This is a genomic window from Pseudomonas sp. NBRC 111123 (assembly GCF_001320205.1).
Classification (GTDB): Bacteria; Pseudomonadota; Gammaproteobacteria; order Pseudomonadales; family Pseudomonadaceae; genus Aquipseudomonas; species Aquipseudomonas putida_J.
The window spans coordinates 68,620-81,476 of record NZ_BCAZ01000022.1 but is presented as its reverse complement, the minus strand read 5'-3'; the positions used below and the strand labels follow the sequence as shown (position 1 = coordinate 81,476).

Sequence of the window (12,857 nt, the reverse complement as noted above, 5' to 3'; positions counted from 1 at the left end):
AGCCCCAAAAGGAAGGCCCGGGGCTTTTGCAAGCCCCGGGCCTTCCTGCATCAGCACCCCACTATCAGTGGAACTGCTCTTCCTCGGTCGAACCGGTCAGTGCGGTCACCGACGAAGCGCCACCCTGGATCACGGTGGTCATGTCGTCGAAGTAGCCGGTGCCGACTTCCTGCTGGTGCGCCACGAAGGTGTAGCCTTTGCTGGCGTCGGCGAATTCCTGCTCCTGCAGCTTCACGTAGGCGGTCATGTCGTTGCGGGCATAGTCGTGCGCCAGGTTGAACATGCCGTGCCACATGTTGTGAATGCCGGCCAGGGTGATGAACTGGTGCTTGTAGCCCATGGCCGACAGTTCGCGCTGGAACTTGGCGATGGTTGCGTCGTCCAGGTTCTTTTTCCAGTTGAAGGAAGGCGAGCAGTTGTACGACAGGATCTGGTCCGGGTATTCCTTCTTGATCGCTTCGGCGAAGCGGCGGGCTTCGTCCAGGTCCGGCTTGGCGGTCTCGCACCAGATCAGGTCGGCGTACGGCGCGTAAGCCAGGCCGCGGGCGATGGCCTGGTCGAGGCCGGCACGCACCTTGTAGAAGCCTTCACGGGTACGCTCGCCGATCACGAACGGCTGGTCGTATGGGTCGCAGTCGCTGGTCAGCAGGTCAGCGGCGTTGGCGTCGGTACGGGCCAGGATGATGGTTGGCACACCCGATACGTCGGCAGCCAGGCGCGCGGCCACCAGCTTCTGCACGGCTTCCTGGGTAGGTACCAGTACCTTGCCACCCATGTGGCCGCATTTTTTCACCGAGGCCAGCTGGTCTTCGAAGTGCACGCCAGCGGCGCCTGCTTCGATCATGTTCTTCATCAGCTCGTAGGCGTTCAGCACGCCACCGAAACCGGCTTCGGCATCAGCCACGATCGGCGCGAAGTAGTCGATGTAGCCTTCGTCGCCCGGGTTCTTGCCGGCTTTCCACTGGATCTGGTCGGCGCGGCGGAACGAGTTGTTGATGCGCTTGACCACGGTCGGTACCGAGTCGACCGGGTACAGCGACTGGTCTGGGTACATGGACTCGGCCGAGTTGTTGTCGGCGGCCACTTGCCAGCCGGACAGGTAGATGGCCTGGATGCCGGCCTTGACCTGCTGCACTGCCTGGCCACCGGTCAGGGCGCCCATGCAGTTGACGAAATCTTTTTCTGGGCGGAAGGACGGGTGGGCACCTTGGGTGACCAGCTTCCACAGTTTTTCTGCGCCCAGGCGAGCCAGGGTGTGCTCCGGCTGCAGGGAGCCACGCAGGCGAACGACATCGGCGGCGGTGTAGGTACGGGTCACGCCTTTCCAGCGCGGGTTCTCGGCCCAGTCTTTCTCGAGGGCTGCAATTTGCTGTTCGCGTGTCAGTGCCATGGAAATAAACCTCGTCGCATCGATCTTGGGTTAATTGTGCTGATGCTCGGGGCAGATCAGGGACCTGGCGGCTGTCCTGTTCGGGGGCGTGCGGCGGCGAACGCGAAGGCTCGAAGGGGAAGGAGGTGCAGGCCAGGCGCAAGTGTGCTCCGGCAGGTCGGCTCGTGGTTGCCTTGCTGCGGTGCTACGCGATTGCCAGAACTGCGGTGATGCGCTTCCGTCCCTCGGGACAACTTCTTCGTTGCAGTCGCAATCCCGTCGAACCGCCTTGTGGGCCGTATAGACACGAGGTGCCTCCAGGGGTGGAAGGAGTACGCCTCGAAGGCCCTTGCCAGGGCCCCTGATTAGCGGGAGCGAGGCCATCATGCCCTTGGGAAAAACACCCTGTCAAATGTTTTGTAGTGCTTTTTCTAACTTACTACATCCTTGGTCTAATGCGACTTGGCAGTCAGTTTCAAGGCCTTTGGTCGAGGCCTTGAATTGCCTGGGATCAGTCCAGAAGGTCGACTTTGACACGCAAAGTCATGTTTTCACCCCGTTGCGTGCTGTAGGTACGGCTTGACGGGTTACGGTCGGCTTGACTCTGCTGGTTGTGGCCGGCCAGGGTGATCCATTCTCCGAGCCTTCCGCTGATTGTCGTGTCGGTACTTTGCACTTTCACTACATCGGCACGTTCCTGGCTGATTCGGTCATTATTGGTGCTTATTTGCAGGCGAACCGTATCCCCGCTCAAGCTTGGCGTGACGTAGAAACCTTGGGTCACATTGCGGTATTCGGTGTTGCTCTGGATGCGCCCGTAGCCGTCGGTGCTGGTGCTGGTGATCGGGATGCTCTGGCCGACCTGAATCAGTGCCGGTTGGCCTTCGCTGGCCTGGATCTGCTGCAAGCCGCCTTCGCGGTTGCTGGTGCCATAGCGAATGACCTGGCCGTTGCCGCGGTTGTCCTGGTAGTTGCTGTCGGTGTTGTCGACACTGATCAGCAGGCGCTTGGGAACGGTGTCCAGCTGCTGCAGCAGGGCGCGCAGGTCGTCGATGCGTTCGGGGCTGGCGTTGACGATCAGCTTGTTCTCGAAGGCGCTGACGGTGCCGTCGCGGCCAATGAAGGCTTGGGCGGCGGGCAACAGCTCGGCGCTGCTGCGATGCTGCAAGGGCACCACCTCGGTGGCGGCCTGGGCAGTGAGGCTGGCGGCCAGTAGTAGCGAGGCGAAAAGGGGGCGTAGCGGCATGCTCATGTTCTCCGCAGGTGGAATCAACATGATGGCAAATTTGTCAGGTGTTTGCCGGCCCTGGATCACAGCTGCTTGTTTGCATGCTGCGGCTGAATGAATGCCGGGTGTTTTATCGGTTTTTATCTTGTAGGCTATAAATTATAGTCATCCAGATAATTGAGGATAATGGCATGTCGCCCTCCCGTCCGCTCCTGCGCCGTGAGCAACTGGCCAAGGCCCTGGCCCAGGATTTGGCCGGCGAATCGCTGGTCGATTACAGTTCGGGGATGTTCCTGGCTGCACCTCGGCGTACCGGTAAAAGTACCTTCCTCAACAACGACTTCATTCCCGAGTGTGTGCAGCGTGGCTGGCTACCGGTGTATGTCGACCTGTGGTCGGACCGCGACGCAGCCCCGGCAGACCTGATCAGCGGCGCGATCGGCACCGCGCTTGGCGGCTTCGAGAGTGCACTGGCCAAGGCGGCGAAAAAAGCCGGCATAGACAAGATCAACCTGCTGCGCACCCTCAGTTGGGACTTCACCCGTCCACAATTGCCCGCGGGCACTACCCTGGCTCAGGCGCTGGCGGTGCTGCACCAGGTGTCAGGGCAGATGGTGGTACTGATCATCGATGAAGCGCAGCACGCCCTGAACAGTGAGGAAGGCCTCAATGCCATGTTCGCCCTCAAGGCCGCACGCGACCACCTGAACCGGGGTGACCGCCCGGACGGCCTGCGCCTGGTGTTCACAGGTTCCAGCCGCGACAAGCTCGCCAATCTGGTGCTCAAGAGCAAGCAACCTTTCTTCGGTGCCAGCATTACCCCGTTCCCCTTGCTTGGGCGCGAGTATGTCGGCTTCATCACTGAGCTGTGGAACCGCCGCCTGGCCGACAGCAACCAGTTCAAGGCCGCGGACCTGGAATACGCCTTCGAGTTGGTGGGGCGGCGGCCTGAAATGCTCAACACGTTGCTGGCCGAGGTCAGCGTCGGCTTGGGCGAGGCGGCTAACCTGGGTGAGTTGCTGCGCACCGGCGCGCTCAATCACCAGGCCGGCGTGTGGAGCGATTACGAAAGCGCCTGGAATGAGTTGTCGCCCTTGCAGCAGGCGGTGCTTGAGATCATGGCCGAGCGCGCCCAGGGCCGGCAGCCGTTCTCGCCGTTCACCGAGCAGACCTTGCTCGATGTGGCGCGCAAGCTGGAGCAGGCCCGCGTCGAAGCCAATGCCAGCACGCCCAACGTGCAGAAGGCCCTGGACGCCCTGCGCGAGAAGGAGCTGGTGTGGAAGGCCAACCGCGGCGAGTACGCCCTGGAGGATGCATCGATGGCGCAGTGGCTGACCCGCACACGCCGATGACACGCCTTGCGGTGGCCGCTGCCAGACAAATTCCGTAACATCGCGGCCCTTGATTTTTCGTACCGTCCGCTTGGACTGCACCACAGGATGCCCATGAAACCCGCCCGACTACGTGCCGACCTGCTCGCCGGCCTGACCACCTCGTTTGCCCTGGTGCCCGAATGCATCGCCTTTGCCCTGGTGGCCCATCTCAACCCATTGATGGGGCTGTATGGCGCCTTCATCATCTGCACCCTGACGGCGTTGCTCGGCGGCCGCCCGGGCATGATCTCCGGGGCTGCAGGTTCCATGGCGGTGGTGATCGTCGCCCTGGTGGTGCAGCACGGTGTGCAATACCTGCTGGCCACGGTATTGCTGGGCGGGGTGGTGATGATCCTGTTCGGCCTGCTGCGTCTGGGCAAGCTGGTGCGGCTGGTGCCGTACCCGGTGATGCTCGGCTTCGTCAACGGCCTGGCGATCGTCATCGCCATGGCCCAGCTCGAGCACTTCAAGGATGGCGAACACTGGCTCAGTGGTGCACCGCTGTACCTGATGCTCGGCCTGGTGGCGCTGACCATGCTGGTGGTTTATGGGCTGCCAAAATTGACCCGCGCGGTGCCGCCGGCACTGGTGGCGATCCTTGGGGTTGGCGTGCTGGTGTACCTGTTCGACCTGCCAACGCGCACCCTCGGCGACATGGCGCACATCGCCGGTGGCCTGCCGCAGGTGGCCCTGCCGCAAGTGCCGTGGAACCTGGAAACCCTGAAGATCATCGCCCCCTACGCGGTGCTGATGGCCATGGTTGGCCTGCTGGAAACCCTGCTGACCCTCAACCTCACCGATGAGATCACCGAGAGCCGCGGCTACCCGGACCGCGAATGCGTGGCCCTGGGCGCGGCCAACATGATCTCCGGCCTGTGCGGCGGCATGGGCGGCTGCGCGATGATCGGGCAGACCGTGATCAACCTCAGTTCCAACGGCCGTGGCCGGCTGTCGGGCGTGGTAGCCGGGGTGATGATTCTGCTGTTCGTGCTGTTCCTGTCGCCACTGATCGAGCGCATTCCGTTGGCGGCACTGGTCGGGGTAATGTTCGTGGTGGCTCAGCAGACCTTTGCCTGGGCCTCGTTGCGGGTGCTGCACAAGGTGCCGGTGAGCGATGTGTTGGCGATCATCGCGGTGACGGTGGTGACGGTGTTCACCGACCTGGCCACTGCGGTGCTGTTCGGCATCGTCATCGCGGCGGTCAACTTCGCCTGGCAGCATGCCCGCGAGCTGTACGCCGACAGCCACGAGGACGGGGAAGGGTGCAAGCATTACCAGGTGCATGGCACGCTGTTCTTTGCCTCGACCGCGCCGTTTCTCAACCAGTTTGACCCGGCGGGTGATCCGGCCAAGGTCACCCTCGATTGCCGGCACCTGAGTTTTGTCGATTATTCGGCGATTGCGGCGCTGAAGACCTTGCGTGAACGCTATGCCAAGGCAGGCAAGCATTTGCGCGTGGTGCACCTGTCAGAGCGCTGCAAGAAGCTGCTGAAGCGGGCTGGCGAGCAGCACTGAGGCCAGCGGACGCGATCTTTGTAGGAGCGGCCTTGTGTCGCGAAGGGGCGCGCAGCGCCCCCGACAATCTCTGCTGCATGACTGAAGACCTGGGGCCGCTGCGCAGCCCTTTCGCGACACAAGGCCGCTCCTGCAGGGCGTGTGGGGTTCAGGGCTCCCCGCGGTTCTTCTTGACGATGGCATCGGCAATGCTCGCCGGTGCCTCGGCATAGCGGGTGAACTCCATCGTGTAACTTGCACGCCCCTGGGTCATCGAGCGCATCGAGGTGGCATAGCCGAACATCTCGCCCAGCGGCACTTCGGCACGGATCACCTTGCCCGCCGGCGTCTCGTCGCCATCCTGGATCATGCCGCGGCGCCGGCTCAAGTCACCCATGATGTCGCCCTGATACTCCTCCGGCGTCACCACCTCGACCTTCATCACCGGTTCCAGCAACACCGCACCGCCTTTCTGCGACAGCTGCTTGGTGGCCATGGACGCGGCGATCTTGTAGGCCATTTCGTTGGAGTCGACGTCATGGTAGGAGCCGTCGTACACCGCCGCCTTCAGGTTGATCAGCGGGTAACCGGCCAGCACGCCGTTCTTCATCTGCTCCTCGATGCCTTTCTGGATTGCCGGTATGTACTCGCGTGGCACTACGCCCCCGACGATCTCGTTGATGAACTCCAGGCCTTCCTTGCCTTCATCGCCGGGAGCAAAGCGAATCCAGCAGTGGCCATACTGACCGCGCCCGCCAGACTGGCGGACGAAGCGGCCCTCGATCTCGCAGGTGTTGCGGATCTTTTCGCGGTAGGCCACCTGCGGCTTGCCGATATTGGCGTCGACGTTGAACTCGCGTCGCATGCGGTCGACGATGATGTCCAGGTGCAGTTCGCCCATCCCCGAGATGATGGTCTGGCCGGTTTCTTCATCGGTGCGTACCCGGAACGACGGGTCTTCCTGGGCCAGCTTGCTCAGGGCGATGCCCATTTTCTCCTGGTCACCCTTGGTCTTTGGCTCGACGGCCACCGAAATCACCGGGTCGGGAAAGTCCATGCGCTCAAGGATGATCGGTTTGTCGATGTCGCAGAGGGTGTCGCCGGTGGTCACGTCCTTCATGCCGATCAGGGCGGCAATGTCGCCGGCGCACACGTCCTTGATCTCTGCGCGCTGGTTGGCGTGCATCTGCACCATGCGGCCGATGCGTTCCTTCTTGCCTTTTACCGAATTGAGCACGGCGTTGCCTGAGCTGAGCACGCCTGAATACACCCGGGCGAAGGTCAGGGTGCCGACGAAGGGGTCGGTGGCGATCTTGAAAGCCAGGGCAGAAAAGGGCTCTTTGTCGTCCGCGTGGCGCTCCAGGTGCTTTTCTTCGTCGTCTGGGTCGGTGCCCTTGATCGCCGGGATTTCCGACGGGGCAGGCAGGTAGTCGATCACCGCGTCGAGCATCAGTGGCACACCCTTGTTCTTGAACGAAGAACCCAGGATGGTCGGGACGATTTCGTTGGCAATCGTGCGCTGGCGCAGGGCGGCCTTGATCTCTTCGACGCTGAGTTCCTCGCCATCGAGAAACTTCTCGGTCAGCTCGTCATTGGCCTCGGCTGCAGCCTCGATCATGTGCGCGCGCCATTCGTCGGCCAGCGCCTGAAGCTCGGCGGGGATCTCTTCTTCGCGGTAGCTGGTGCCGTTGTCGGCATCGTTCCAGTAGATCGCCTTCATCTTCACCAGGTCGATCTGGCCGATGAAGTTCTCCTCGCTGCCGATGGCCAGCTGGATCGGTACCGGGTGATGCCCCAGGCGCTTGTCGATCTGCTTGACCACGCGCAAGAAGTCGGCACCCTGGCGGTCCATCTTGTTGATGTAGGCCAGGCGCGGCACGTGGTACTTGTTGGCCTGGCGCCAGACCGTCTCGGATTGCGGTTCGACGCCGTCGGCACCACTGAACACCACCACCGCGCCATCGAGCACGCGCAGCGAGCGCTCCACCTCGATGGTGAAGTCGACGTGGCCGGGGGTGTCGATGATGTTGAAGCGGTATTTGTCGGCGAACTGTTTGGTCGAGCCTTGCCAGAAGGCCGTGGTCGCCGCCGAGGTGATGGTGATGCCGCGCTCCTGCTCCTGGGCCATCCAGTCCATGGTCGCGGCGCCATCGTGCACCTCGCCCATCTTGTGGTTGACCCCGGTGTAGAACAGGATGCGTTCGGTGGTCGTGGTCTTGCCAGCATCCACGTGAGCGACGATGCCGATATTGCGGTACAGCTCGATGGGCGTTGTACGGGCCATGGCGGACTACCTGCGGCGATACGGATTCTCCCACGGTAGCAGAGCGGGGGAATCCTGCCTGACCGCCGGGCCGTCAGTCGGCCTGGGCTTGCAGCATCCATTGGCCGTCGATTTCGCGGGCCAGGCCGCTGGCCGGCAGCAGAGCCAGAAGGCGCTGGTGCAGGGCGGCTTCGGTGAAAGTCTTGAGGGTGGTGAGGTCCAGCGCACCGATCAGGCTGAGGTCGGCCTTGGTGTAAGACAGCCAGGCCTTTTTCAGCACCTGGGCGACGTCGCTGCCGGCGGTGCTGGCAAAGCGGCGGTGCCACGGGCGGCCTTCGAACGTGAAGTTGTGTGCATGGCTGTAGCTGTTGTCGTCGCTGCCTTCGGCGCAGCGGTAGCAGCGGCACGGGCCTTCACCGAAGGCGCTGCGCAGGTAGCTGTTGAAGTCCACGACGGGCTTGAGGGTCAGGCGTTTGTCGACCTCGAACAGGTCGGCGATCAGGGGTTCTTCGGCGCTCACTCAGGTGTCCTCGTGTGGTGTGGCGTGCATCGGCGGGCACCCTAACAGATCGGGCTCTACAGATCACCTGTTGCAGGTCTGGCCCTTTCGCGGGTGAACCCGCTCCCACAGTCAGTGTGCGTACCTTGAGCAATGTGCAATCTCTGTGGGAGCGGGTTTATCGAGGCGTCGAACCGCCGCGAAGAGGCCAGTAGAGACAATAGAGATCACCTGCCGTACTCTACGCGCCTTAACACGCCCAACCCTTTTTCGAGGTAACCCCGCTTGAGCACCAAGTACCCGTACACCGCCACCGTGACCATCAGCGCCGAAGACCGTGGCGGTGACACCGAGGCCTCGGAAAACCCCAACATGCGCGTGGGTCTGGAAGCGGTGACCGAAACCCTGAAGAAGGTGCATTTCGTCGGTACGCTCGCGGCCCCCGAGAAGTCGGCCACGCACATCTGCGTGACCCTGGAGAATGGCCTGACCTACTACGGCCCGATCGTCAACGGCCACGCCGAACTCGAAGGCGGCTGGATTGCCTTCGAGTCCGACATGCTCACCCCGCAGGAACTGGGCCTTTAAGCCTCATTCCAGCTCGGCCAGGCACTGCTCGAGGATATCCAGCCCCTCTTCGAGCACCTCGGCCTCGATAGTCAGCGGTGCCAGCAGGCGGATGATGTGCCGCGCCTTGCCGCTTGGCATCAGCAGCAGGCCCTTGGCTCGCGCCGCTTCCATTACCTTGGCCAGTTGCGCCGGGGCCGGGCTGCCATCGGCATTGACGAACTCGATGCCACGCATGGCGCCCACGCCGGTCAGGCGGCCGATGAACGGGCTCAGGCCCGAGGCCTTCCAGCGCTGGTGGCGGGCAACGATCGCTTGTTCCTGCCGTTCACCCCAGGTGGCGACGTTCTCGTCGGTCATCTGTGCCAGGCTCGCCAGCGCCGCCGCGCAGGCAATCGGGTTGCCCGAATAGGTGCCCCCCAGGCCGCCCTTGGGCAATGCCGCCAGCAAATCCTGACGCCCGACCACTGCACCCAGCGGCATGCCGCCGGCGATGCTTTTCGCCAGCAGCAGCAGGTCCGGTTCAAGCCCTAGGCGCGGGAAGGCAAAGCGCTGGCCAGTGCGGCCGAAGCCGGACTGGATCTCGTCGATGATGATCAGGATTGCGCGCTCGTCGCAGAAGCGCCGCAGCGCCTGGGCAAACGCCGGGTCGAGGGCGAGGAAGCCCCCTTCGCCTTGCACCGGTTCGAAGATGAACGCCGCCACGTCCTCTACCGCCAACTCGACGCTGAACAGGCGGTCCATGGCCTGGAGCGCCTGCTCGCAGGTGACGCCGGTGTCGGCGCTGGGGTAGGGCAGGTGGTACACCGGCCCCGGCAGTTCACCGACCCGCTGCTTGTAGGGCGCGACCTTGCCGTTGAGATTCAGGGTGGCCAGGGTGCGGCCGTGGAAACCACCGTCGAAGGCGATGATGGCGCGTTTGCCGGTGGCGCCGCGGGCGACCTTCAGGGCGTTTTCCGCAGCTTCTGCGCCACTGTTGGTGAGCATGCCGGCCAACGGGTAGCTGACCGGGACGAACTGGCGCAGGCGCTCCATCAGCTCCAGGTACGGGCCGTGGGGGGCGGCGTTGAAGGCGTAGTGGGTCAGGCGGCTGGCCTGGGCCTGGATCGCTGCGACCACGGCCGGGTTGCAGTGGCCCAGGTTGAGCACGCCGATACCGCCGACAAAGTCGATGTAACGTTTGCCGTCGGTATCCCAGACTTCGGCATTGCGGCCATGGGAAAGTGTGATCGGATGAACGATGGCGATGGATTGACTGATACTTTCCAGATTCATGGGCACGCGGACCTTGTTCGAGTTTCTTAATATCCAAGCGCGCCGCAGTCATATTCCGCAAACGAATTATTCGATTGCGGTCATTCCTCAGATTCATGAACCTGCCCCTGCGCGGGCAAACCCGCTCCCTGCACAAGACTTGAATCTTTCGCTAACCCTGTGGGAGCGGGTTTACCCGCGAAGAGGCCAGAACAGGCGACGTCAATCTCCCTCAGCCACCCGTTCGCGAATCCACTGCACGAAGGCCTTGACCTTGGGCACTTCGGCGGCGTGCTCGGCATGGGCGATGAAATGCCGGCCATTGCTCGCCACCGGGTGGTCCCAGGCCACCACCAGCTTTCCTTCGCTCAGTTCTTCAGCCACCAGGTAGCGCGGAATCAGGGCGATGCCACAGCCGGCGATAGCCGCCCGGATGCACAGGTAGAACGTGTCGAAGCGCGGCCCGTGGTAGCTGTTCTGGCTGTGCAGGCCCAACCCCAGGAACCACTCGTGCCAGGCTTCCGGGCGTGATGCGCACTGCAGCAGCCGGTGTTCGGTAAGCGCCTCGGCGCTGTCGAAGCGGTGCCGGGCCAGCAGCCCGGGCGCGCACACCGGCACCACTTCCTCGCTGAACAGCTCGATGCAAGTGGCCCCCGGCCACGTGCCCTGGCCAAAGAAAAAGGCGATATCGGCCTTGGCCTGTACCAGGTCGAACGGCTCCAGTTCGTTGCGGATGTCCAGGTGAATGCGCGGGTGGCGCTCGCCAAAGCCCTTGAGCCTGGGCACCAGCCAGCGCGCGCCGAAGGTCGGCTGGGTGGCGATGCGCAGCACCTCGGTCTCGTCGCCGTAGCTGAGGATGTAGCGGCTGGAAATGTCGATCTGGGTGAGGATCTTGTTCACTTCGGTGAGGTACAGCGCCCCCGCCGGGGTCAGGTGCAGGCGCCGGCGAATACGCTGGAACAGCGAATGCGAGAGCATGTCCTCGAGCTGCGCCACCTGCTTGCTCACGGCGCTTTGGGTCAGGTGCAGCTCCTGTGCCGCACGGGTGAAGCTCAGGTGCCGGGCGGCGGCTTCGAAGCACTGCAGGGCGGTGGTCGAGGGCATCAGGCGTTTGGACATGGCAGGCGCGTACCGAGCAAAAAAAAAGAAGAAGTTCATTCCATACCGGAATCATGTGCTTCGAAAAGGTCGTTTGTTGACCTCGCCCTATAGATTAATACTGACCCCGATCAACGATTACAACCGGTAGGGCGAAGAGGAGGCAAGTGCGCGACCGGCGACATAAAACAACAACAACGAGCAATACGACCTACCCGAATTCTGCTCCAACTTTTCAGCCGTCGACGGCACATGCGCCGCACGCCGGCCGACCCATTCGAGGGTTCTTCATGGCTTCGCTACACAACAACAAACAGCGTTCCTTGCAGCACGGTCTGACCTCGCGTCAGGTGTCCATGATTTCCATTGCCGGCATCATCGGTGCCGGCCTGTTCATCGGGTCTTCCAACGCCATCGCCACTGCGGGCCCGGCCATTCTCATCTCCTATGCAATGACCGGCCTGCTGGTGCTGCTGGTGATGCGCATGCTTGGCGAAATGGCCATCGCCAACCCCAACAGCGGTTCGTTCTCCACCTACGCCTCGGAGGCCATCGGCCCCTGGGCAGGCTTTACCATCGGTTGGCTGTACTGGTGGTTCTGGGTGCTGATCATTCCGGTCGAGGCCATTGCCGGTGCAGATATCCTGCATGCCTATTTCCCTGGCGTGCCGTCCTGGCTGTTCGCCTTCCTGATCATGGTCGTGCTGTCGGGCACCAACCTGGTCAGCGTGAAGAACTTCGGCGCGTTCGAGTACTGGTTCGCGCTGGTCAAGGTGGTCGCGATCATCGCCTTCATCGGGGTCTGCAGCTTGGCTGTGTTCGGCTTCTGGCCGCTGGCCGAGGTGTCCGGCATCAGCCGCCTGTGGGACAACGGTGGGTTCATGCCCAACGGTTTCGGCACCGTGCTCGGTGGCGTGCTGATCACCATTTTCTCGTTCTTCGGTGCCGAGATCGTCACCATTGCCGCCGACGAAACCGCCAACCCGAAAGACAAGATCCGCCGCGCCACCAATCTGGTGGTGTACCGCATCGCCATCTTCTACCTGGCGTCGATCTTCCTGGTGGTGTCGCTGGTGGCCTGGAACGACCCAAGCCTCAAAGCGGTGGGCTCGTTCCAGCGTGTGCTGGAAGTGTTGAACGTGCCGGGGGCCAAGTTGCTGGTCGACCTGGTGGTGCTGGTGGCGGTGACCAGTTGCATGAACTCCGGCCTCTACACCGCTTCGCGGATGCTCTACTCGCTGGGTGCCCGTGGTCAGGCGTTGAGCATGACCAAGCGTATTTCCGGCGCTGGCGTGCCGACCGTGGCAGTGATCCTCTCGACCTTGGCGGGTTTCGTCGGTTGCTTCGTCAACTATGTACTGCCGGGCAAGGTGTTCGGTTTCCTGCTGTCTACCACTGGCGCCATCGCCTTGCTGGTGTACCTGGTGATCGCCGTGTCGCAGCTGCGCATGCGCGCCCGTGCCGAGCGTGAAGGGCGGCCGCTGGAGCTGAAGATGTGGCTGTTCCCCTGGCTGACCTGGCTGGTGATCGGCACCATCGTCATGGTCCTGGGCTACATGCTGTTCAGCGATGCCTACCGCTACGAGACGCTGATGACTGCCGGCGTGACCCTGTTCATCCTGCTGGTGTCACTGACCCAGAGAGGCAGCAAGGTGGTTGCCCAGCTGGCTTGAGCTTCTGCTTTAATGGGGGCGTTTCGCGCCCCCATTCCA

Annotated in this window: 10 protein-coding genes; 4 read left to right on the top strand and 6 right to left on the bottom strand. The window is 62.8% G+C overall.

Features of this window, described 5'->3' with window-relative positions:
* Positions 1–64: 64 nt before the first annotated feature.
* The gene (gene aceA, locus APH27_RS13550; RefSeq protein ID WP_023534769.1) at positions 65–1,390 is read right to left on the bottom strand and encodes an isocitrate lyase; all 1,326 of its coding nucleotides are present in this window, start codon (positions 1,388–1,390) and stop codon (positions 65–67) included.
* A 490-nt stretch (positions 1,391–1,880) separates the two neighbouring features.
* On the bottom strand, positions 1,881–2,645 hold the full coding sequence (locus tag APH27_RS13545; protein ID WP_177331670.1) for a secretin N-terminal domain-containing protein: 765 nt from the start codon (positions 2,643–2,645) through the stop codon (positions 1,881–1,883).
* Between the two features lie 143 nt (positions 2,646–2,788).
* On the opposite strand from APH27_RS13545, the gene APH27_RS13540 reads away from it, so the two are divergent.
* A complete protein-coding gene (locus APH27_RS13540; RefSeq protein WP_027920594.1) occupies positions 2,789–3,949 on the top strand; it encodes a hypothetical protein in 1,161 nt (386 codons plus the stop codon).
* Between the two features lie 93 nt (positions 3,950–4,042).
* Positions 4,043–5,485: a SulP family inorganic anion transporter gene (locus APH27_RS13535; RefSeq protein ID WP_060485075.1), complete on the top strand. Its 1,443-nt coding sequence runs from the start codon at positions 4,043–4,045 to the stop codon at positions 5,483–5,485.
* Between the two features lie 148 nt (positions 5,486–5,633).
* Here the strand turns inward: APH27_RS13535 and fusA are convergent, their stop codons facing one another.
* Positions 5,634–7,748 (bottom strand): elongation factor G, encoded by a 2,115-nt coding sequence (gene fusA / locus APH27_RS13530; protein ID WP_027920592.1) that lies wholly within the window; start codon positions 7,746–7,748, stop codon positions 5,634–5,636.
* Positions 7,749–7,821: 73 nt separating this feature from the next.
* Positions 7,822–8,247, bottom strand: a complete 426-nt coding sequence (locus APH27_RS13525) for a hypothetical protein (RefSeq protein ID WP_027920591.1) — start codon at positions 8,245–8,247, stop codon at positions 7,822–7,824.
* Between the two features lie 264 nt (positions 8,248–8,511).
* Here APH27_RS13525 and APH27_RS13520 point away from each other — a divergent pair, with 264 nt between their 5' ends.
* Positions 8,512–8,814, top strand: coding sequence for a hypothetical protein (locus tag APH27_RS13520; protein WP_027920590.1), 303 nt, complete (start codon positions 8,512–8,514; stop codon positions 8,812–8,814).
* Positions 8,815–8,817: 3 nt separating this feature from the next.
* Here APH27_RS13520 and APH27_RS13515 read toward each other — a convergent pair whose 3' ends face one another.
* Complete coding sequence (locus APH27_RS13515; RefSeq protein ID WP_060485074.1) at positions 8,818–10,068, bottom strand: aspartate aminotransferase family protein; 1,251 nt, start codon at positions 10,066–10,068, stop codon at positions 8,818–8,820.
* Between the two features lie 201 nt (positions 10,069–10,269).
* Entirely contained in the window at positions 10,270–11,166 is an 897-nt protein-coding gene (gene gcvA / locus APH27_RS13510; RefSeq protein ID WP_060485078.1) for a transcriptional regulator GcvA, read from the bottom strand.
* Positions 11,167–11,435: 269 nt separating this feature from the next.
* Between gcvA and APH27_RS13505 the strand changes: the two genes are divergently transcribed.
* Positions 11,436–12,818: an amino acid permease gene (locus APH27_RS13505; protein ID WP_060485073.1), complete on the top strand. Its 1,383-nt coding sequence runs from the start codon at positions 11,436–11,438 to the stop codon at positions 12,816–12,818.
* Positions 12,819–12,857 lie beyond the last annotated feature (39 nt).

Coding starts and splice junctions, on each gene's coding strand:
- aceA (WP_023534769.1), bottom strand. CDS start 1,390: ATGGCACTGACACGCGAACAGCAAATTGCAGCCCTCGAGAAAGACTGG.
- APH27_RS13545 (WP_177331670.1), bottom strand. CDS start 2,645: ATGTTGATTCCACCTGCGGAGAACATGAGCATGCCGCTACGCCCCCTT.
- APH27_RS13540 (WP_027920594.1), top strand. CDS start 2,789: ATGTCGCCCTCCCGTCCGCTCCTGCGCCGTGAGCAACTGGCCAAGGCC.
- APH27_RS13535 (WP_060485075.1), top strand. CDS start 4,043: ATGAAACCCGCCCGACTACGTGCCGACCTGCTCGCCGGCCTGACCACC.
- fusA (WP_027920592.1), bottom strand. CDS start 7,748: ATGGCCCGTACAACGCCCATCGAGCTGTACCGCAATATCGGCATCGTC.
- APH27_RS13515 (WP_060485074.1), bottom strand. CDS start 10,068: ATGAATCTGGAAAGTATCAGTCAATCCATCGCCATCGTTCATCCGATC.
- gcvA (WP_060485078.1), bottom strand. CDS start 11,166: ATGTCCAAACGCCTGATGCCCTCGACCACCGCCCTGCAGTGCTTCGAA.
- APH27_RS13505 (WP_060485073.1), top strand. CDS start 11,436: ATGGCTTCGCTACACAACAACAAACAGCGTTCCTTGCAGCACGGTCTG.